Origin of the sequence: Klebsiella sp. C349492 (assembly GCF_042055345.1) — a bacterium.
GTDB classification, from domain to species: domain Bacteria; phylum Pseudomonadota; class Gammaproteobacteria; order Enterobacterales; family Enterobacteriaceae; genus Klebsiella; species Klebsiella scottii.
In genome coordinates, this window is record NZ_JANQCE010000008.1 from 1 (window position 1) to 20,767 (window position 20,767).

Consider the following 20,767-nt stretch of genomic DNA (forward strand, 5'->3'; position numbering starts at 1 on the left):
GAATCCATGTCACTTTGAGTGCCCACACAGATTGTCTGATAAATTGTTAAAGAGCAGTGCAACGCGGCTTTCGCTCAGCGTTGCGAGGTGGCGTATATTACGCTTTCCTCTTTCAGAGTCAACCCTTAATTTCAGGATTCTTTTCTCTTCAACCGAACCGGCCATCTGGTGTGAAGTGATTCACATCCGCCGTGTCGATGGAGGCGCATTATAGGGAGCCCGCCGGGAATGACAAGCGGAAAAATACAATTTTATTTCAACCGCTCATCTTTTATACGCAACGCTTATTTTTGCTGCTTTTTGATGGCTGCCGGCAGGTCTGCCAGGCTATTAAGCACCCAGTCAGCGGCATTTTCCGCATCCGCCGTGACCGGCTTGCCGGTACGCACCAGCACTTTCGTGCCAATATCCGCCGCCAGAGCTGCCTGCATATCTTCAACTTTATCGCCTACCATATAAGAAGCGGCCATATCTATATTAAGGTAGTCACGCGCGGAGATGAGCATCCCCGGATGCGGCTTACGGCAATCACAGGTCTGACGGTATTCTTCAACGGTGCCCTGCGGGTGATGCGGACAATAGTAGATACCGTCCAGATCGACGCCGCGGTCGGCCAGCGACCAGTCCATCCATTCGGTCAGCGTTTCAAACTGCGCTTCGCTAAACTTACCGCGAGCGATACCGGACTGGTTGGTGACCACCACCAGCGCGAAGCCCATCTCCTTTAATTGACGCATCGCGTCAATTACGCCATCGATAAACTCAAAATTATCGATTTCGTGGACATAGCCGTGATCGACATTAATAGTGCCATCACGGTCGAGAAAAATTGCGGGTACTGACTTTGCCACCGGTTTACTCCTGATAAAGGCTAGTCTGATTAGTATCGCATGTTTCCTGATGCAAGAAAGTGCTCATTATACAGAGTCAGATTGATTTAGACGTCTGGATGCCTTAACATCCATTTCATTGACAGGCATCGCCTGGACACGGCAGAAGAAAATGCCACGGCAAACGGCTAAACGATAATAAATAACTGATGATTAAACTTTCGAATATCACCAAAGTGTTCCAGCAGGGGAACCACACCATACAGGCGCTGAACGACGTTAGCCTGCATGTTCCTGCCGGGCAGATTTATGGCGTTATCGGCGCATCCGGCGCCGGTAAGAGTACGCTGATTCGTTGCGTAAACCTGCTTGAGCGCCCCTCTCAGGGCAGCGTACAGGTTGGAGGGCAGGAGCTTACCGCGCTTTCTGAAAAGGAACTGACCCGCGCGCGCCGCCAGATTGGCATGATTTTCCAGCACTTTAACCTGCTGTCTTCGCGTACCGTTTTCGGCAACGTGGCGCTCCCTCTCGAGCTCGACAATACCCCGCAGGCGGAAATTAAACGCCGCGTGACCGAGCTGCTGGATCTTGTCGGCCTGGCCGATAAGCATGATAGCTACCCGGCTAACCTCTCGGGCGGACAGAAGCAGCGCGTGGCGATTGCCCGCGCTCTGGCCAGTAACCCGAAGGTTCTGCTGTGTGACGAAGCCACCAGCGCCCTTGATCCGGCGACCACCCGCTCCATTCTGGAGCTGCTGAAGGATATCAACCGCCGCCTCGGCCTGACGATTCTGCTGATCACTCACGAAATGGACGTCGTCAAACGCATCTGTGATTGCGTCGCGGTCATCAGCAACGGGCAGCTAATCGAGCAGGATACGGTGAGCGAAGTCTTCTCTCATCCGAAAACCCCGCTGGCACAGCAGTTTATTCAATCAACGCTGCATCTGGATATTCCGGATGACTATCAGGCGCGCCTCAAGCCAACCGCACTCCCGGATAGCGTACCAATGCTACGCATGGAGTTTACCGGCCACTCCGTCGATGCTCCGCTGCTCTCTGAAACCGCCCGTCGCTTTAATGTGAATAACAACATTATCAGCGCGCAGATGGATTACGCCGGCGGCGTGAAGTTCGGCATTATGCTGACCGAGATGCACGGCACGCAGGAAGATACCCAGGCGGCAATCGCCTGGCTGCAGGAAAACCATGTAAAAATAGAGGTACTGGGATATGTCTGAGGCAATGATCTGGCTGCTGTTGCGCGGCGTGTGGGAAACGCTGGCAATGACCTTTGTCTCCGGCTTTTTCGGTTTTGTCCTCGGTCTGCCGGTGGGCGTGCTGCTGTACGTCACCCGCCCAGGACAGATTGCCGCGAACGCGAAGCTCTACCGGACCCTGTCGGCGCTGGTTAATATCTTCCGCTCGATACCTTTTATTATCCTGCTGGTGTGGATGATTCCATTTACCCGCGTGATTGTCGGTACGTCCATCGGCCTGCAGGCAGCCATTGTGCCGCTAACGGTTGGCGCCGCGCCGTTTATCGCCCGCATGGTGGAGAACGCGCTGCTTGAGATCCCAACGGGTCTGATTGAAGCGTCCCGCGCGATGGGGGCCACGCCGATGCAGATCGTGCGTAAGGTCCTGCTGCCTGAAGCGCTGCCGGGTCTGGTAAACGCCGCGACGATTACGCTCATTACCCTGGTCGGCTATTCCGCCATGGGCGGCGCGGTCGGCGCCGGTGGTCTGGGGCAGATTGGCTATCAGTACGGCTACATCGGCTACAACGCCACGGTAATGAATACCGTGCTGGTATTACTGGTTATTCTGGTTTATTTAATTCAATTCTCTGGCGACCGTATCGTCCGGGCTGTGACTCACAAATAACATTATCGACACAACATCGTTCAGGGCGCTTCAGCGCAGCCTGAACGACGCGTGTACACACAGACTCTTACAGGAAGGAAATAGCATGGCCTTTAATTTTAAAACCTTTGCGGCAGTAGGTGCGTTGATCGGCTCTCTGGCTCTGGTGGGCTGCGGCCAGGATGAAAAAGATCCGAACCATATTAAAGTCGGCGTCATTGTGGGTGCTGAACAGCAGGTTGCTGAAGTCGCGCAGAAAGTCGCTAAAGAGAAATATGGTCTCGACGTTGAGCTGGTGACTTTCAACGATTACGTTCTGCCGAACGAAGCGCTGAGCAAAGGCGATATCGACGTTAACGCCTTCCAGCACAAACCTTACCTCGATCAGCAAATTAAGGACCGTGGCTACAAGCTGGTTGCCGTCGGTAACTCCTTTGTTTATCCGATTGCCGGCTACTCCAAGAAAATTAAAACCCTCGACGAACTGCAGCCGGGTTCCCAGATTGCCATTCCTAACGACCCGACTAACCTCGGTCGCTCCCTGCTGCTGCTGCAGCAAGCGGGCCTGATCAAGCTGAAAGAAGGCGTTGGCCTGCTGCCGACCGCTCTGGATATTATTGATAACCCGAAAAACCTGAAGATTGTTGAGCTGGAAGCACCGCAGCTGCCGCGCTCCCTCGACGATGCGCAGATTGCCCTGGCGGTTATCAATACCACCTATGCGAGCCAGATTGGCCTGACCCCGGCAAAAGACGGTATTTTTGTCGAAGATAAAGATTCTCCGTACGTAAACCTGATTGTTGCTCGCGAAGACAACAAAGACGCGGAAAATGTTAAGAAATTTGTTCAGGCTTACCAGAGCGATGAAGTTTACGAAGCCGCGAATAAAATCTTTAACGGCGGTGCAGTGAAAGGCTGGTAATCTTTTTTCACCGTAATATCATTCAGGACGGGCTTTATGCCCGTCTTGTCATTTATGCAGGCACCTGATTCAATAGCGCCCTGTTTTATTATTCATTGAGGAAATACTATGCGTGCTTTACCGGTCTGTTTGTTAGCACTCATGTTAAGCGGTTGCTCTATGCTAAGCAGATCTCCCGTCGAACCTGTACAAAGCACGGCAACGGCACCTGTCAAATCGGAACCGGCAAAACCCAAAGCCGTGCGCCCGGCACCGGTAAGAATCTATACCGATGCGTCAGCGCTGGTCGGCAAGCCTTTCCGCGATCTGGGTGAAGTCACCGGTGAGTCATGCCAGGCCTCAAATCAGGATTCGCCGCCGAACATCCCTACCGCGCGTAAGCGTCTGCAAATTAATGCCGCGAAAATGAAAGCTAACGCGGTCCTGCTGCACAGCTGCGAAGTCACCAGCGGCACGCCAGGATGCTATCGCCAGGCCGTTTGCCTTGGCTCTGCGCTTAACGTTTCGGCGCAATGAGTTCTTTTCAGTTTGCGCAGATAGGTGTTATTCGCTCGCCGTATAAAGAAAAATTTGCCGTACCTCGCCAGCCGGGTCTGGTCAAAAACGGCGGCGGCGAACTGCATCTGCTGCCCCCCTATAACCAGGCCGACGCCGTGCGCGGCCTGGAAAACTTCAGCCATCTGTGGGTATTGTTTGTTTTTCATCAAACCATGGCCGGCGGCTGGCGGCCTACCGTGCGCCCTCCCCGCCTTGGCGGCAATGCGCGAATGGGCGTTTTCGCCACGCGCTCAACCTTCCGGCCAAACCCAATCGGCATGTCGCTGGTCGAGCTCAAGGGCGTTAGCTGCCAGAAAGATCGGGTGATACTCCAGCTCGGCAGCCTCGACCTGGTGGACGGTACGCCGGTCGTTGATATCAAACCCTATCTCCCGTTTGCCGAAGCGCTCCCGGATGCCAGCGCCAGCTACGCCCAGCAGGCACCGCTGGCTGAAATGACGGTTAGCTTTACGCCTGAGATAGACGCGCAGCTTGCGCTGCTGGAAAAACGCTATCCGCAGCTTAAAGCGTTTATTCGCGAAGTTCTGGCGCAGGACCCGCGCCCGGCCTATCGTAAAGAGGAAGAAGCAGGAAAAACTTATGCCGTCTGGCTGCTCGATTTTAACGTGCGCTGGCGCGTGATTGCGTCTGGTTTTGAAGTCTTTTCTCTGGAACCACGCTAATTTTATTTTCCTCTCTTTTGGCATCTTTGCCACACTGGTAAACTAAACCACTTTTTTTGTTTCAGGCTGGCCCTCCAGCCTGTTCCGATCGTCCAAATGGAACCGTAACAACATGCGTACTAGCCAATATCTGCTCTCCACACAAAAGGAGACACCTGCCGACGCCGAAGTCATCAGCCATCAGCTGATGCTGCGCGCCGGGATGATCCGCAAGCTGGCCTCCGGATTATACATCTGGCTGCCAACCGGCCTGCGCGTTCTGAAAAAAGTCGAAAACATCGTGCGTGAAGAGATGAACAACGCCGGTGCTATCGAGGTGTCTATGCCGGTCGTTCAGCCGGCAGACCTGTGGCAGGAGAGCGGACGCTGGGAGCAATACGGTCCGGAGCTGCTGCGCTTCGTCGATCGCGGCGATCGTCCGTTCGTCCTCGGCCCAACGCATGAAGAGGTGATCACCGACCTGATCCGCAACGAGCTGAACTCTTATAAACAGCTGCCGCTTAACTTCTTCCAGATTCAGACCAAATTCCGCGATGAAGTTCGCCCGCGCTTTGGCGTGATGCGTTCGCGCGAGTTCCTGATGAAAGACGCCTACTCTTTCCATACGACTCAGGAATCGCTGCAGGAAACCTACGATGCGATGTATGCCGCCTACAGCAAAATCTTCTCCCGCATGGGTCTCGATTTCCGCGCGGTGCAGGCTGACACCGGCTCAATCGGCGGTAGCGCATCGCACGAGTTCCAGGTTCTGGCGCAGAGCGGCGAAGATGACGTGATCTTCTCCGACAGCTCTGACTTTGCCGCCAATATCGAATTTGCCGAAGCCATTGCGCCGAAAGAGCCGCGCGCTGCCGCCGCTCAGGAAATGACGCTGGTCGATACGCCGAACGCAAAAACCATCGCCGAGCTGGTTGAACAGTTCAATCTGCCGGTTGAGAAGACCGTGAAAACGCTGCTGGTTAAAGCGGTGGAAGGCAGCGCTTATCCTCTGGTTGCCCTGCTGGTTCGCGGCGACCACGAGCTGAACGAAGTCAAAGCTGAGAAACTGCCGCAGGTTGCCAGCCCGCTGACTTTCGCCAGCGAAGAAGAGATCCGCGCGATCGTCAAAGCGGGCCCCGGCTCCCTGGGTCCGGTCAACATGCCGGTTCCGGTCGTTATCGACCGTACCGTTGCGGTCATGAGCGATTTCGCCGCTGGCGCTAACGTTGACGGCAAACACTACTTCGGCATCAACTGGGATCGCGATGTCGCCACCCCGGAAGTTGCCGACATCCGTAACGTTGTCGCCGGTGACCCGAGCCCGGATGGTCAGGGTACGCTGCTGATCAAACGCGGCATTGAAGTCGGCCACATCTTCCAGCTGGGCACCAAGTACTCGCAGGCGCTGAACGCGTCGGTGCAGGGTGAAGATGGCCGCAACCAGGTGCTGACGATGGGCTGTTACGGCATCGGGGTAACCCGCGTGGTTGCCGCGGCTATCGAGCAGAACTTTGACGATCGCGGCATCATCTGGCCGGAAGCTATCGCGCCTTTCCAGGTGGCGATTCTGCCGATGAACATGCACAAATCCTACCGCGTGCAGGAGCTGGCTGAGAAGCTGTATAGCGAACTGCGCGCCCAGGGTATTGAAGTCCTGATGGACGACCGTAAAGAGCGTCCGGGCGTGATGTTTGCCGATATGGAGCTGATCGGTATTCCGCACACCATCGTGCTGGGCGACCGCAACCTCGATAACGACGATATCGAATATAAGCATCGTCGCGTCGGTGAAAAACAGCTGATTAAAACTGGCGATATCGTCAATTACCTGGTTAACGCCATTAAAGGTTAATTCCGCGCCTGAATGCAAAAAGGCCTCGCATCTGCGAGGCCTTTTTTTATCGGAGCGATTCTTTTACTGGCTGCAATCTTTGCCGGGAATAAATTTCACGTCCTTATCCGCCATCAGCGTTTTCACCATTTCACCGCTGTCAGGATTAGGCTCGAGGGTAAAGTGCCCTTCCACCACCAGCAGCACCGGACGCGTCTCCGTTCCGCGCGCGGCGGCATAATCACGCTCAAGCTGGGCGTTATTGGCAACCGCAATGCGTTTGCCGGTGGCGCAATCGGTAAAGGTCGCCGCATCCGCCATATAGAAATACATCCCGCGCATCGCCATCGGCGTGGTCGGCAGGCTGGCTTTCACCGACTCGAGGGTATAGTTCAGCGTTGACTCAATCGGATTGCCTTCGCGATCGAGCATCTCCAGCTTGTCCCCTTTCGCCCGATAGTAGGATTTCTCCCCTTTGCTATCGGTCAATACCAGCTTATCTGCGGTTCGGGCCCAGGTACCGTACGACGCGAACGATGACGGCTCGCGGGTCACGCCCTGATAGCGTTCATTCATCACCCAGCTGCCGTCTTTTTCGAGAAACAGCGAGATTTCGATACCTTCGCAATCGGCGCACGGCAATATCCCGCGCCAGCTCTGCTGCATCGGCTTCAGCTCCGTCATCGCCGCCGGCTGCAGCGTCTCAACTTCTGCACGATGATTGCAGCCAAACAGCGCAAAGAGCGAACAGGCCGCCGCCACTGAGAATATGATTTTCTTCACTGTAAATTCCTTATAATCCATGCCACCCGTTCGTCGAGTCGCCTACTGACGAACTTTCCCACGCAGCGCTTTGACCGATGACTTTTGCGACTTAGAAGCAAGCCGACGCTCTTTTGATGCTCGGGTCGGCCGCGTTTCCCGGCGACTTTTTTGCGCTACGGTTAATTCTTTTATAAGCGCAATCAGGCGAGCAATCGCGGCTTCGCGATTCATCTCCTGGCTACGGTATTCCTGAGCCTTAATGATAACCACACCGTCGGCAGAAATTAAGTGGTGGCTGGCGCTGAGCAAACGCTCCTTGTAGTACTCAGGCAGGCTTGAAGCCTTAATATCAAAACGCAGGTGGATCGCGGTTGACGCTTTATTCACGTGCTGACCGCCCGCGCCCTGCGCGCGGATCCCCGTGAGGGAGATTTCATCATCCGCAATAGAGACGCTGCGGCTAAGGGTAATCATGCCGACGGCTGCCAGGCCGTTAAATGAATTTCCAGATTATTCTTAGCGTCGGATAACCAGATGCTGCCGTCCTGAATTGTCGCCTGCAATATCATCGTGCGATCGGCAAATGCGCTAAGCTGCGCGAGCTGCGCATCGTCCAGATACCAGACCGTCAGTTTGCTGAACTGCGCCATTTTACTCTTATTCTGCTGCCACCAAACCTCGGCCGCCCGGCTATTGTAGGCAAATAACGCCACTTCCTGCGAACGCGAGCAGGCTTTTTTAATCCGCTTGTCGTCCGGTAATCCGAGCTCAATCCACAGATCGACGCCCAGATGATCGTTGAGCAGCCACAGCTCGGCCTCGTCATCCGAGGAGAGACCGCGGGTAAACTGCAGCCGCTCATCGGCATATTTAATCCATGCCAGCAGGCGCAGCATCATGCGCTCCTGGGTTTCAGACGGATGCTGCGCCAGCGTCAGGCTGGCATCAATAAACCGGTTGCGATCCAAATCGGCTACATTTACCGTCGCTTTATAAATCGTCGCTTTCAGCGCCATGAAAAAACTCCTGAAAAAAATGGCGTACATTGTAGCGAAACTGGCGACAAAAGGCTGTCGACAATCGAGGGGTCCCTTTTCATCCTGCTGATATTGCTTAAATGACTATGGTATAGTCACCTTGCTAAACAGAGTTTATCTTCGTAGGCTTAAACTTGCATCCCACGGTTGAGTCAGAATACTGACAGGAGGGCATGTGGACCAATATTGTGAGTTAATACGCAAGCGGTATGCGGAAATAGCCAGCGGAGACCTGGGGTATATCCCGAATGCGCTGGGTTGCGTGTTGAAAGTATTGAATGAAATTGCGGCGGATGAGGCCCTTTCGGAGTCAGTCAGGGAAAAGGCCGCCTATGCGGCAGCAAACTTACTGGTGAGCGATTATGTCAATGAATGATACTTATCAACCCATCAACTGCGATGATTATGACAATCTCGAACTTGCCTGCCAGCATCATCTGGTGCTGGCGCTGGCGCTCAAAGATGGTGAGCAGCTGCAGGCGAAGGCAAACGATCTTATCTCGCGCAAAAATATCGAGTATCTGGTGGTGGAACTTGGCGAAAATAGTCGCGAGCTACGCCTGGATACCATCGCCAGCTTCAGCCATCCGGAAATTGGTACCGTGGTGGTGAGCGAGTCCTGAATAAAAACGGGTGGCTTAGCCGCCCGTTTTCCTCCATGCCAGCCGTACGCCCTCGCTATCCTGCGCTTCTCCATCACGGGTTATAAACAGCAAATCCGCGGCGGCAATTAGCGTTTCGCCGTAAAACAGCAGCGGCGTGGTATCCCGGCGCCAGGGCGCAACCCCCAGCTCTTGCCAGATTTTCTTCAGCTTGCGCCCGCCGTGGCGCCCGACGATATGCAGATTCCCGCTGGCGCGAAAGCGCACCGTCACCGCTTCGCCGGCGAGGGGAGCGCGCAGCGGCCCTCCGGCAAGCAGCGCCAGCTCCCCCATCCCCTCCGGCAGCCGCAGCGGCTGCCGGCTATCGGGCCATGACAGCACCGCCTCCGCCTGGCCGGGAAGATATTTCACCCACCACAGCCGCTGCCGGTAGCGCCGCACGGTAAAATCGCCGAGACGCAGGCAGGGAAACGCATCCTCCCGCGCCTGAGCAACCTCACGCCAGATCCGTTCCGGCATCTCGCGCGATGGCATCGGCGCGTTGTGCCACGCCAGCCAGCGGCGCAGCAGAGCGGCGCGGCGCCCGACGCTCACTTCAGCCAGAGGTTCAATCGCTAAAGTTCCGTCATCCGCCATCAGCGACGCCAGCTCTTCTGCCAGCATCTCGTCCAGCAGGCTCTCCTGTTCAGCGCAGAGGTCCGCGCTGCGGGCTACCGCCTCGGCGAAGTGGGGCCAGCGGGCGCTAAGTCGAGGAATAATCTGCAAGCGCAGAAAGTTGCGATCGTAGGCATCGTCCTGGTTGCTCTCATCTTCAATCCAGCTGAGCTGATGACGAAGCGCCCACTGGCGTAACGCTTCCCGACTGGTATTGAGTAGCGGGCGCAGCAGCAGGGTATCAGCAAAGGCGGAACAGGCGGCCATCGCCGACAGCCCGGTCGGGCCGCTGCCGCGCTTGAGCGCCAGCAGGAAGGTTTCACACTGATCGTCGAGATGCTGGGCCGTCACCAGAACCTCCCCCGGCTCAAGCGCCGTTCGGAAGGCCTGGTAGCGCGCCTGCCTGGCGTGCGCCTCGACCCCCAGGCCGGCATCCGCCAGCACCACGCGCTCAACCACCAGCGGAACCTGCCACTGCTGGCACAACTGCTGGCAGTGCGCCACCCAATCGTCGGCATTCGCGCTCAGGCCATGATGAATATGGATAGCGCGCAGCCTTAACGTCGGCTCCCGCTCGCGCCAGCAGACCAGCTGGTGTAGCAGAACCGTTGAATCGAGGCCACCGCTGAAGGCCACTAAAAACTGGCGGTGCGGCTGAAGGTTTTGCGCAATATCTGGGGTCATCTTCATGATAATGCTGGCTGAGGAGAGATAGCCCGGCACGTTACCGGCCAGGGCCATCTCTGGCAAGGGTTACTGCTGATAAATTTCCAGCGGCAGGCCGTCCGGGTCGTTAAAGAAGGTAAAACGCTTATCGGTGAAGGGATCGATACGTATCGCTTCACACTTCACGCCGTGGGCCTCAAGGTGGGCCACCGACGCGTCAATATCATCCACGCTGAAGGCCAGGTGACGAAGGCCGCAGGCCTCGGGCCGCGACGGGCGGGACGGAGGAAAAGGGAAGGAGAACAGTTCAATGACGTACTCCCCGTTCAGCGCCAGATCCCCCTTCCACGAGTCGCGCTCTTCGCGGTAGAACTCGCTCTGTAGCGTAAACCCGAGAATATCGCAGTAGAAGGCTTTGCTCTGCGCGTAGCTGCTCGCAATAATCGCAATATGGTGAACCCGTTTTAGACCCAGCATAGTAAACATCCTCGTATTGATATCAGCCAGGTTACCCGCACCGCCCGCCGCGGCGCAAGCACCTAATCGTTTTTTAAGACCCGTACCCGATAGACGCCATCCTCGTCGCGCTTCGCTCCGTGAATGTCGGTTTCAAAGCCCGGATAATGGCGCCCGATGGAGCACAGCATCAGCAGGAAATCGAGCACCGCCCGGCTCTCCTCGGTAATCATCTCCCCGGGCATCAGCAGCGGCACGCCCGGCGGATACGGCAGGATCATGTTAGCGGATATACGCCCGACCAGATTTTCCAGCTCAATGGTTTCCACCTCACCTTTGATTTGCCGCTGCCAGGCCTGGTGCGGCGTCATCTTCATTTCCGGCAGGACATCGAAGGCGCTCAGCATCAGCTGCGAAAGCTGGTGCTGACGGATCAGGCGATGGATCCCCTGGGCCAGATCCTGAATCCGCATATTGCGGTAGAAATCCGGGTCTTCGGCATAGAGATCCGGGAGCATGTTTTTCACCCGCAGATTAAGATCGTAGGCGCGCTTGAACTCCGTCAGGCCGCGCAGCAGGCCCATCGCCCGGGTCTTGTCGATGCCGATGCTGAAAAGAAACAGCAGGTTGTAGGGCCCGGTTTTTTCCACCACCACGCCGCGCTCATCGAGGAATTTCGCCACCAGCGCGGCCGGGATGCCTTCGTCATCCATATTGCCCTGCTCATCCATACCCGGCGTCAGGATCGTCACCTTAACCGGATCGAGGAACATATGGTCGTCATCGGCATCCTGAAAACCGTGCCAATCCTCACCGGCGGCGACCGGCCAGCATCGGGTCTCGGCGATATCTTCCGGCTGCCAGATATCAAAGAACCAGCCGTCCGCCTCTTCGCGTAAGCGCTGTACCTCTTTGCGGAAATCCAGCGCCCGCTCTACCGATCGCTGGATCAGACGCTTGCCTGAGTTCCCGCGCAGCATTGCCGCGGCGGTTTCAATCGAGGCGACGATGGGATAGCTCGGCGAGGTAGAGGTATGCATCATAAAGGCTTCATTAAAGGTCTCTTCGTCATAGCTGCCTTTAATATGAATCAGCGAAGCCTGCGACAGCGCCGCCAGCATCTTGTGCGTTGACTGGGTCTCAAAGATAACCTTGCCCGGGACGCGATCGCCGCTCATTCCGCTCTTCCCCTGATAGATCGGGTGGAAATGGGTATAGGGCACCCACGCGGAGTCAAAGTGGATAGAGGGCACGTCGAGCGTCTCTTTTATCCAGGTGGTGTTGTACAGCAGCCCGTCGTAGGTGGAGTTGGTGATCACCGCATGTACCGGCCACTGCGCCCCGCCCGTCGTGCTCACCTTCTGCTGAATGCTGTCGCGGGTAAATTCACGCTTCGGGATGCCGCCGAGGATCCCCAGCGCATTACGCGTCGGCTTCAGCCACAGCGGGACGACGTCGCTCATCATCAGCAGATGCGCCAGCGACTTATGGCAGTTGCGATCGATAAGCAGCGTGCTCCCCGCCGGGGCGGAGTACATGCCGACAATTTTGTTCGACGTTGAGGTGCCGTTAGTCACCATGTAGCTCTGTTCCGCCCCAAAGGCGCGGGCGATATACTCTTCGGCCTCCAGGTGCGGGCCGGAGTGATCGAGCAGCGAGCCCAGCTCCGTCACGGAAATGGAGACGTCGGCCTTGAGCGTATTACCGCCAAAGAAATCATAAAACAGGCAGCCGACCGGGCTTTTCTGGTATGCGCTCCCGCCCATATGCCCCGGCGTGCAGAAGGTATATTTTCCCTCCTGCACATAGTTGAACAGCGCTTTGGTAAACGGCGGCGTGATGTTGTCCAGATACTCGCGGGTGTACTGGCCGATGCGGGTGGCAATCTCCTGCGCCAGGCCGAGAGCATACTCGAAGAACCACAGCGTCATGCGCAGATCCTGGCTGCTGACGTCCATCGTCGAATGCGCGTTGATAAATGCGTACAGCGGCAGATATTCGTTGAGCTGATTAATATCGCTACACAGATCGACGTTATACTCATCCCAGTCAAAAATGACGCCGCAAATGCGCGGGTTGTGTTCGATAAACTGCAGCAGGTCGGCGCTATTTTGCGGCCAGATGGTCTGAAAGCCTTGCTGTTGCAGGGCGACTTCCAGTTCTTTGATCGGTTCGTCTTTGTGATAGACGCCGTGGGGACCCATGATGGCAATGATATTCACGCTTTCCTCCTGGAATTAACCTAAGGCAGGCATCATAGCAATCGCGCCAGCGTATCGCACATAAAAAAGGGCCGGAAAATCCGGCCCTTTTTACGGCATAACGTAAGGAATAATCAGGCGTAGCCGTAGTTCATCAGACGCTGATAGCGACGGTTCAACAGCTCTTCTTTGCTCAGGATATCGAGGTCCGCCAGATCGGCCAGCAGCTGCGCTTTCAGGCTTGCGGCGATGGCTTCCGGATTGCGGTGCGCGCCGCCCAGCGGCTCCGGAATAATGGAGTCGATAAGCTTCAGCTCTTTCAGGCGCGGGGCAACGATCCCCATAGCTTCAGCCGCCAGCGGGGCTTTGTCCGCGCTTTTCCACAGAATGGACGCGCAGCCTTCCGGCGAAATAACGGAATAGGTGCTGTACTGCAGCATATTCACTTTGTCGCCGACGCCAATCGCCAGCGCGCCGCCGGAACCGCCTTCGCCGATAACGGTACAGATGACCGGAACGCTCAGACGCGACATTTCACGCAGGTTACGGGCAATCGCTTCCGACTGGCCGCGCTCTTCCGCGCCCACGCCCGGGTAGGCCCCTGGGGTGTCGATAAAGGTGATGATCGGCATTTTAAAGCGCTCAGCCATCTCCATCAGACGCAGCGCCTTACGATAGCCTTCCGGTGCCGGCATGCCAAAGTTGCGACGAATTTTTTCTTTCGTCTCGCGCCCTTTCTGGTGGCCGATAATCATCACCGGACGCCCGTCCAGACGCGCAATACCGCCGACGATAGCTTTATCATCAGCGTAAGCGCGGTCGCCGGCCAGTTCGTCAAACTCGTCGAACGCCAGGCGGACATAATCCAGGGTGTATGGGCGACGTGGATGGCGTGCCAGCTGAGCAACCTGCCATGCGCCGAGATCGGCGAAGATTTTACGCGTCAGCTCTACGCTTTTTTCGCGCAGACGATGCACTTCTTCATCGATGTTAATATCGAGTTTCTCATCCTGACGGCTTACTGCAGTCAGGGAATCGATTTTCGCTTCCAGCTCTGCAATCGGCTGTTCAAAATCAAGGAAATTCAGACTCATAGTATTCCTGTATTAGTCAAACTCCAGTTCCACCTGCTCCGAGCCGATAAGGCCACGCAGATCGTTGAGTAAACGATCGCTCGGAGAGACGCGCCATGTTGCGCCGAAGCGCAGCCGCGCGCGCGCATCCGCCCTCTGATAATAGAGGTGCACTGGAATAGTTCCCGAACGGTGGGGTTCCAGAGACTGACGGAGTCGGTTTAAAAGCTGGTCATCAATTTGCCTGTCCGTCAGCGAGATAGCAAGCCCGCGAGCATATTTTTCCCGGGCTTCGTCAATGTCCATCACTTCGCGGGCGGTCATTTTAAGCCCCCCGCTGAAGTCATCAAAGCTGACCTGTCCGCTGACGATAAGTATGCGGTCTTTTTCCAGCAATTGCTGATATTTATCCAGGGCGTCGGTGAATAACATCACCTCCAGACGCCCGGAACGGTCATCCAGAGTACAGATGCCGATACGATTGCCGCGCTTGGTGACCATTACCCGCGCAGCAATAACGAGCCCCGCCGCCGTGGTCACTTTACCACGATCGGTCGGATGCATGTCTTTGAGCCTTACGCCGCCTACGTAGCGCTCGATCTCTTTCAAATACTGGTTGATCGGGTGACCGGTCAGATACAGCCCCAGGGTCTCCCTTTCGCCATCAAGCACCACCTGCTCCGGCCACGGCTGGCAGTTAGCATAGGATTGCTCAATTTGCTCCGGCTCTTCCGCCAGCACGCCGAACATGTCAGCCTGGCCAATGGCCTCGGCTTTAGCGTGCTGATCGGCGGCCTTCAGCGCATCGCCCAGCGAATTCATCAGCGCCGCGCGATGCGGCCCGAGGCGGTCAAACGCCCCGGACATAATCAGTTTTTCCAGCACCCGGCGATTAAGCTTTTTGGTATCGGTACGGGCACAAAGGTCGAAGAGCTCGCGGAAATAGCCGCCTTCGTTACGCGCTTCGATAATCGCTTCGATCGGGCCTTCGCCGACGCCTTTTATTGCCCCGATGCCGTAGACGATTTCGCCATCGTCATTAACGTGGAAATGGTACAGGCCGGAGTTAATGTCCGGCGGCAGGATTTTCAGCCCCATCCGCCAGCACTCATCCACCAGCCCGACAACCTTCTCGGTGTTGTCCATATCCGCCGTCATCACCGCGGCCATAAACTCTGCCGGGTAGTGCGCCTTCAGCCACAGCGTCTGGTAGGAAACCAGCGCATAGGCCGCGGAGTGCGATTTGTTAAATCCGTAACCGGCGAATTTCTCCACCAGGTCGAAGATTTTCATCGCCAGCTCGCCATCAACGCCGTTTTTCTTTGCCCCTTCCTCGAAGGTGCCGCGCTGCTTGGCCATCTCCTCCGGCTTTTTCTTACCCATCGCACGACGCAGCATGTCCGCGCCGCCGAGCGTATATCCAGAAAGCTCCTGCGCGATCTGCATGACCTGTTCCTGGTACAGGATGATGCCGTAGGTCGGCTCAAGTACCGGTTTCAGACACTCATGCTGCCACTGCACGTCCGGATAGGAAATCTCCTCCCGGCCGTGCTTACGGTCGATAAAGTTATCAACCATCCCCGATTGCAGCGGGCCCGGACGGAACAGCGCCACGAGAGCGATCATATCTTCGAAGCAGTCCGGCTGCAGACGTTTGATCAGGTCTTTCATGCCGCGCGATTCAAGCTGGAAAACCGCGGTGGTTTCCGAGCGCTGCAGCATATCAAAGCTTTTCTTATCTTCCAGCGGAATGGCGGCGATATCCAGCGGCTCTTCGCCGTTCTTCTCGCGCCGCTTGTTGATCATCTCCAGCGCCCAGTTGATGATCGTCAGCGTACGCAGGCCGAGGAAGTCAAACTTCACCAGGCCCGCGTATTCCACGTCGTTCTTATCAAACTGGGTCACCGGATGCTGCCCGGCCTCATCGCAGTATAGCGGGGCAAAATCGGTGATTTTGGTCGGGGCGATAACCACCCCGCCCGCGTGCTTGCCGGCGTTACGCGTGACGCCTTCCAGCTTGCGCGCCATATCGATCAGCGCCTTGACCTCTTCGTCAGCTTCGTAGATCTCCGGCAGCTGCGGTTCGGCTTCAAACGCTTTCGCCAGGGTCATACCCGGATCCGGCGGGACCAGCTTTGAGATGCGATCGACAAAGCCATACGGATGGCCCAGCACGCGGCCGACGTCGCGGATAACCGCTTTCGCCGCCATCGTACCGAAGGTAATAATCTGCGATACCGCATCGCGACCGTACATGTCCGCGACGTGTTCGATAACCTGATCGCGCTTCTCCATACAGAAGTCGACGTCAAAGTCGGGCATCGACACGCGCTCCGGGTTCAGGAAGCGTTCGAACAGCAGATCGAACTCCAGCGGATCGAGATCGGTAATTTTCAGCGCATACGCAACCAGCGAGCCGGCGCCGGAGCCGCGGCCTGGGCCGACCGGCACGCCGTTATCCTTCGACCACTGGATAAATTCCATTACGATCAGGAAGTAGCCAGGGAAGCCCATCTGGTTGATAACCTGCAGCTCGATATCCAGACGTTCATCATATTCCGGGCGCTTCTCTTTGCGCTCGGCTTCGTCCGGGAACAGGAACGCCAGGCGCTCTTCCAGACCTTCTTTCGATTTCAATACCAGGAAATCTTCAGTCGTCATTTCACCGGTCGGGAACTGCGGCAGGAAGTATTCACCAAGACGCACGGTGACGTTACAGCGTTTGGCTATTTCTACGCTATTTTCCAGCGCCTCGGGGAGATCGGAGAACAGCTCGCACATCTCATCTTCGCTGCGCATATACTGCTGCGGCGAATAGTTACGCGGGCGCTTCGGATCGTCGAGGGTAAAACCGTCATGGATCGCCACGCGGATTTCATGCGCGTCGAAGTCGCCGGTTTCCAGGAAGCGCACGTCGTTCGTCGCCACCACCGGCAGCCCACGCTCTTCCGCCAGCTGTACGGCGGCGTGCAGATAGGTCTCTTCATCCGCCCGACCGGTGCGGATCAGTTCAAGATAGTAGCGATTGGCGAAATGCTCTTCGTAGAAGGCGACGCACTGTTCAACCAGCGCCGCATTCCCGCGCGTCATGCAGACGCCGACGTCGCCTTTGCGCGCGCCGGAGAGCAGAATCAGCCCTTCCTGATGCTCAACCAGCCAGTCTCTATCGATCCACGGCCCGAGAGCGCCGTAGCCGCGCTGATAGGCGCGGGAAATCAGCAGGGTGAGGTTCTGATAGCCGGCGTTATCGGCCGCCAGTACGGTTAGTTCTGTCAGCTCATCGCCTAGCAGATCGCTCTGGACATGAAAATCGGCGCCGACGATCGGTTTGATCCCGGCCCCGTGTCCCGCTCCGTAGAACTTCACCAGCCCGCACAGGTTGGTAAAATCGGTGATCGCCAGCGCCGGCATGCCTAACGCGGCCGCCTTTTTCACCAGCGGCCCGGTTTTCGCCAGCCCATCGATCATGGAATAGTCGCTGTGCACCCTGAGGTGTACGAAACGTGGTTCAGCCATCTTCAGATTCCGCGTTACTTGATTGCGTATTGATTCAGGACGCAAGGCCCAGCGCGCGTTTTACCGGGCCGAAACTGCGCCGATGATGCTCTGTTGCGCCATGCTCTATCAGCTTTTCCAGATGGAAAGCGGTGGGATAGCCTTTATGCTGCGCAAAGCCGTATTGAGGAAATTCCAGATCCAGCGTAACCATCTCGGCATCGCGCGTGACTTTAGCCAGAATAGACGCTGCGCTGATTTCCGCCACCCGGCTATCGCCTTTAACAACCGCCAGCGAGGGAACCGGCAGCGACGGACAGCGGTTACCGTCAATCAGCACGAACTCCGGCGCAATGTGTAAACCGGCGACCGCACGCTGCATTGCCAGCATCGTTGCGTGCAGGATATTCAGCTCGTCAATCTCGTGCGGTTCCGCGCGGCCAAGGCTCCAGGACAGGGCCTTCTCTTTGATTTCAGCGAACAGCGCCAGGCGACGCTTTTCGCTTAATTTTTTGGAATCATTCAGGCCAGTAATCGGCTTTGCCGGATCGAGGATCACCGCCGCGGTGACGACCGCGCCAACCAGCGGCCCGCGTCCAACTTCATCAACGCCGGCAACGAGGTGGGTATGCGGATAGACAAACTCAATCATTTTACTAACTCCAGTACCGCGTCCGCCGCCTGCTCATCAGCATTACAGCGAATTTGTTGATGCAGCGCGCGGAAGGTGTCGTGCATTTCATGGCTGGTTTTCCCGTCAGCCAGCAGCGGTCGCAGCGCATCGGCAAGCAGCTGCGGCTGACACTCATCCTGCAACAGCTCTTTAACCAGCTCGCACCCGGCCAGCAGGTTAGGTAGCGAGACGTAATCGGTTTTCACCAGCCGCTTCGCCAGCCAGAAGGTAAACGGCTTCATGCGGTAGCCAACGACCATCGGGCACTTGGCCAGCATGCACTCCAGCGCCGCCGTCCCGGAGGCGAGCAGCGCGGCATCGCTGGCAATCATCGCATCACGCGCCTGACCATCCAGCAGATGAACCGGGAGATCCGGCGCCGTTTCGGCTTTAATGCGTTCAAACTGTTCGCGCCTTTTGGCGTTCACCAGCGGGACTAATACTTCCAGGCCGGGATAGTGGCCACGCAAAATCTGCGCGGTTTTGAGGAAGTCTGCGCTGAGCATTTCAACCTCTGCCCCGCGGCTCCCCGGCAGCAGCGCCAGGCAGTGCGCGTCCCGGGCGATGCCCAGACGATCGCGCGCGGCGCCTTTATCCGGATCCAGCGGCATCGCATCCGCCATAGTGTGGCCGATAAAACGGCAGGGAACGTTAAATTTATCGTAAAACGCTTTTTCGAAAGGCAGAAATGCCAGCACCAGATCGGTCGATCTGCCAATTTTGAAAACACGTTTTTGTCGCCACGCCCAAACGGATGGGCTGACGTAATGAATCGTCCTGATGCCCTGCTTCTTGAGATTGCCTTCAAGGGTGATATTGAAGTCCGGCGCGTCGATGCCGACAAAAACATCGGGACGCAGCTCGCCGAAGCGGCGGGTGAGATCGGCGCGAATATGCAGCAGGCGGCGCAAACGGCCGAGCACCTCAACAATGCCCATCACCGCCAGCTCTTCCATTTCATACCAGGCTTCGCAGCCCTCTGCCTGCATTAGCGGCCCCGCCACGCCAACAAAGCGCGCATCGGGAATACGGGCCTTAAGCGCGCGGATCAGACCTGCACCAAGAATATCGCCGGAGGTTTCTCCGGCGACCAGGGCAATCGTCAGGGGACGCTGTGCAGCCATTAACGAATCAGGCCGCGGGTTGAGCGGGCAAAGAAGTCGGAAAACGGCTGAACTTCAGGATACTGAACCGCCAGCTCGGCGATTTCCGGCTTGGCTTCGTCCAGCGTTTTGCCGCTGCGGTACAGCAGCTTATAGGCGTTACGAATTGCGGTGATCGCTTCGCGGCTGAAGCCGCGGCGTTTCAGCCCTTCGATATTGACGCCGTACGGCGTCGCGTGGTTGCCCTGGGCAATAACGAACGGCGGTACGTCCTGCGCAACGCCGGAGCAGCCGCCAACCATCACGTGGGCACCGATGATGCAGAACTGATGCACTGCGGTCATACCGCCGATGATAACGTAATCATCCAGCGAGACGTGCCCGGCAAGGGTCGCGTTATTGGCCAGAATACAGCGGTCACCGACCGTACAATCATGCGCCACGTGGGCGTTGATCATCAGCAGGTTATCGCTGCCCACCTTCGTTAATCCACCGCCCTGTACTGTACCGCGATGAATGGTGACGCTTTCGCGGATGCGGTTGCGATCGCCAATTTCCACGCGAGTCGGTTCACCAGCATATTTCAGATCCTGGTTAACTTCGCCGATGGAAGCGAACTGATAGATCTCATTATCGCGGCCAATCGTAGTATGACCGTTAACCACAACATGAGATTTCAGTACGGTACCTTCGCCAATCTCGACGTTAGCACCAACAATACAAAACGGACCAATGTGGGCGTTAGCACCGATCACGGCGCCATCTTCCACAATGGCTGAAGGATGAATAAAGGCGGTTTTATCAATCACGTATCAGGCCTCCCGGCTACGCGCACACATCATCGTTGCTTCGCAAACCACTTTTCCGTCCACCAGCGCGACGCCTTTAAAACGGGTCAGGCCGCGGCGGGTTTTCTCAAAAGTGACTTCCATAATCATCTGATCGCCTGGCACTACCGGACGTTTGAAACGCGCTTCATCAATCCCGGCAAAATAGTACAGTTCGCCCGGCTCGAGCTTGCCCACGCTTTTGAATGCCAGAATGCCGGTGGCCTGCGCCATGGCTTCCAGAATCAATACGCCGGGTAAAATCGGTTTACCAGGGAAATGCCCCTGGAAAAACGGCTCGTTAACAGAAACATTTTTTACTGCGCGCAGAAAACGACCTTCTTCAAAATCCAGCACGCGGTCTACCAGCAGGAACGGGTAACGGTGAGGCAGAAGTTCCAGAATCTCTTCAATGTGCAGAGTATGAGTGTCAGTAGTCAAAATACTCTTCCTGTCTAAATATACTAAAAGGCAATAATAACACGGCCTGCGGCAATCTTATGAATGCAACAGGCCGAAAATTTTAACGCGCTATCCGCCAGGCGGCCGCTTTATCAGCTACGTGGC

Annotated in this window: 21 protein-coding genes; 8 read left to right on the top strand and 13 right to left on the bottom strand. The window is 56.5% G+C overall.

What is annotated here, in order from left to right; translation table 11 throughout:
• Positions 1-284: 284 nt before the first annotated feature.
• On the bottom strand, positions 285-851 hold the full coding sequence (gmhB, locus tag NWP14_RS23640; RefSeq protein ID WP_095103611.1) for a D-glycero-beta-D-manno-heptose 1,7-bisphosphate 7-phosphatase: 567 nt from the start codon (positions 849-851) through the stop codon (positions 285-287).
• Positions 852-1,039: 188 nt separating this feature from the next.
• Here gmhB and metN point away from each other — a divergent pair, with 188 nt between their 5' ends.
• From metN to proS, 6 genes are all read left to right on the top strand, one after another.
• The gene (metN, locus tag NWP14_RS23645; RefSeq protein ID WP_095103612.1) at positions 1,040-2,071 is read left to right on the top strand and encodes a methionine ABC transporter ATP-binding protein MetN; all 1,032 of its coding nucleotides are present in this window, start codon (positions 1,040-1,042) and stop codon (positions 2,069-2,071) included.
• Entirely contained in the window at positions 2,064-2,717 is a 654-nt protein-coding gene (locus NWP14_RS23650) for a methionine ABC transporter permease MetI (protein WP_041144154.1), read from the top strand. Before metN ends, NWP14_RS23650 begins: the two co-directional genes overlap by 8 nt.
• An 85-nt stretch (positions 2,718-2,802) precedes the next feature.
• A complete protein-coding gene (locus NWP14_RS23655; RefSeq protein WP_095103613.1) occupies positions 2,803-3,618 on the top strand; it encodes a MetQ/NlpA family lipoprotein in 816 nt (271 codons plus the stop codon).
• Positions 3,619-3,726: 108 nt separating this feature from the next.
• Positions 3,727-4,134 carry an Rcs stress response system protein RcsF gene (rcsF, locus tag NWP14_RS23660; RefSeq protein WP_095103614.1) on the top strand — a complete coding sequence of 136 codons (408 nt, stop codon included), beginning with the start codon at positions 3,727-3,729 and terminating at the stop codon, positions 4,132-4,134.
• Positions 4,131-4,838 carry a tRNA (N6-threonylcarbamoyladenosine(37)-N6)-methyltransferase TrmO gene (gene tsaA / locus NWP14_RS23665; protein WP_095103616.1) on the top strand — a complete coding sequence of 236 codons (708 nt, stop codon included), beginning with the start codon at positions 4,131-4,133 and terminating at the stop codon, positions 4,836-4,838. The genes rcsF and tsaA overlap by 4 nt, the downstream gene beginning before the upstream one ends.
• Before the next feature lie 112 nt (positions 4,839-4,950).
• Positions 4,951-6,669 (top strand): proline--tRNA ligase, encoded by a 1,719-nt coding sequence (gene proS, locus NWP14_RS23670; protein WP_315300030.1) that lies wholly within the window; start codon positions 4,951-4,953, stop codon positions 6,667-6,669.
• Between the two features lie 63 nt (positions 6,670-6,732).
• Here the strand turns inward: proS and nlpE are convergent, their stop codons facing one another.
• Genes nlpE through NWP14_RS23685 form a run of 3 tightly spaced genes read right to left on the bottom strand, consistent with a single transcriptional unit; the run spans position 6,733 to position 8,429 of the window.
• Positions 6,733-7,431, bottom strand: a complete 699-nt coding sequence (gene nlpE, locus NWP14_RS23675) for an envelope stress response activation lipoprotein NlpE (RefSeq protein ID WP_375216096.1) — start codon at positions 7,429-7,431, stop codon at positions 6,733-6,735.
• Positions 7,432-7,473: 42 nt separating this feature from the next.
• Complete coding sequence (gene arfB / locus NWP14_RS23680) at positions 7,474-7,887, bottom strand: alternative ribosome rescue aminoacyl-tRNA hydrolase ArfB (RefSeq protein WP_095103620.1); 414 nt, start codon at positions 7,885-7,887, stop codon at positions 7,474-7,476.
• On the bottom strand, positions 7,884-8,429 hold the full coding sequence (locus NWP14_RS23685; RefSeq protein WP_095103621.1) for a YaeQ family protein: 546 nt from the start codon (positions 8,427-8,429) through the stop codon (positions 7,884-7,886). The genes arfB and NWP14_RS23685 overlap by 4 nt, the downstream gene beginning before the upstream one ends.
• A gap of 196 nt (positions 8,430-8,625) precedes the next feature.
• Between NWP14_RS23685 and NWP14_RS23690 the strand changes: the two genes are divergently transcribed.
• A complete protein-coding gene (locus NWP14_RS23690; RefSeq protein ID WP_041144146.1) occupies positions 8,626-8,826 on the top strand; it encodes a YaeP family protein in 201 nt (66 codons plus the stop codon).
• Positions 8,813-9,073, top strand: coding sequence for a Rho-binding antiterminator (rof, locus tag NWP14_RS23695; RefSeq protein ID WP_095103622.1), 261 nt, complete (start codon positions 8,813-8,815; stop codon positions 9,071-9,073). Before NWP14_RS23690 ends, rof begins: the two co-directional genes overlap by 14 nt.
• A 15-nt stretch (positions 9,074-9,088) precedes the next feature.
• Here the strand turns inward: rof and tilS are convergent, their stop codons facing one another.
• From tilS to fabZ, 9 genes are all read right to left on the bottom strand, one after another.
• Complete coding sequence (gene tilS / locus NWP14_RS23700; protein ID WP_375216164.1) at positions 9,089-10,396, bottom strand: tRNA lysidine(34) synthetase TilS; 1,308 nt, start codon at positions 10,394-10,396, stop codon at positions 9,089-9,091.
• A 63-nt stretch (positions 10,397-10,459) separates the two neighbouring features.
• Positions 10,460-10,849, bottom strand: coding sequence for a VOC family protein (locus NWP14_RS23705; protein ID WP_095103624.1), 390 nt, complete (start codon positions 10,847-10,849; stop codon positions 10,460-10,462).
• Between the two features lie 62 nt (positions 10,850-10,911).
• Positions 10,912-13,050 (bottom strand): lysine decarboxylase LdcC, encoded by a 2,139-nt coding sequence (locus NWP14_RS23710; RefSeq protein WP_095103625.1) that lies wholly within the window; start codon positions 13,048-13,050, stop codon positions 10,912-10,914.
• A 113-nt stretch (positions 13,051-13,163) separates the two neighbouring features.
• Positions 13,164-14,123, bottom strand: a complete 960-nt coding sequence (gene accA, locus NWP14_RS23715; RefSeq protein ID WP_095103626.1) for an acetyl-CoA carboxylase carboxyl transferase subunit alpha — start codon at positions 14,121-14,123, stop codon at positions 13,164-13,166.
• A gap of 12 nt (positions 14,124-14,135) precedes the next feature.
• Entirely contained in the window at positions 14,136-17,618 is a 3,483-nt protein-coding gene (gene dnaE / locus NWP14_RS23720) for a DNA polymerase III subunit alpha (RefSeq protein WP_095103627.1), read from the bottom strand.
• A gap of 34 nt (positions 17,619-17,652) precedes the next feature.
• Positions 17,653-18,249: a ribonuclease HII gene (rnhB, locus tag NWP14_RS23725; RefSeq protein ID WP_095103629.1), complete on the bottom strand. Its 597-nt coding sequence runs from the start codon at positions 18,247-18,249 to the stop codon at positions 17,653-17,655.
• Complete coding sequence (gene lpxB, locus NWP14_RS23730) at positions 18,246-19,394, bottom strand: lipid-A-disaccharide synthase (protein WP_375216097.1); 1,149 nt, start codon at positions 19,392-19,394, stop codon at positions 18,246-18,248. The genes rnhB and lpxB overlap by 4 nt, the downstream gene beginning before the upstream one ends.
• Complete coding sequence (gene lpxA, locus NWP14_RS23735; RefSeq protein WP_095103632.1) at positions 19,394-20,182, bottom strand: acyl-ACP--UDP-N-acetylglucosamine O-acyltransferase; 789 nt, start codon at positions 20,180-20,182, stop codon at positions 19,394-19,396. Before lpxA ends, lpxB begins: the two co-directional genes overlap by 1 nt.
• A 3-nt stretch (positions 20,183-20,185) precedes the next feature.
• Complete coding sequence (fabZ, locus tag NWP14_RS23740; protein WP_004145858.1) at positions 20,186-20,641, bottom strand: 3-hydroxyacyl-ACP dehydratase FabZ; 456 nt, start codon at positions 20,639-20,641, stop codon at positions 20,186-20,188.
• Between the last annotated feature and the right edge of the window lie 126 nt (positions 20,642-20,767).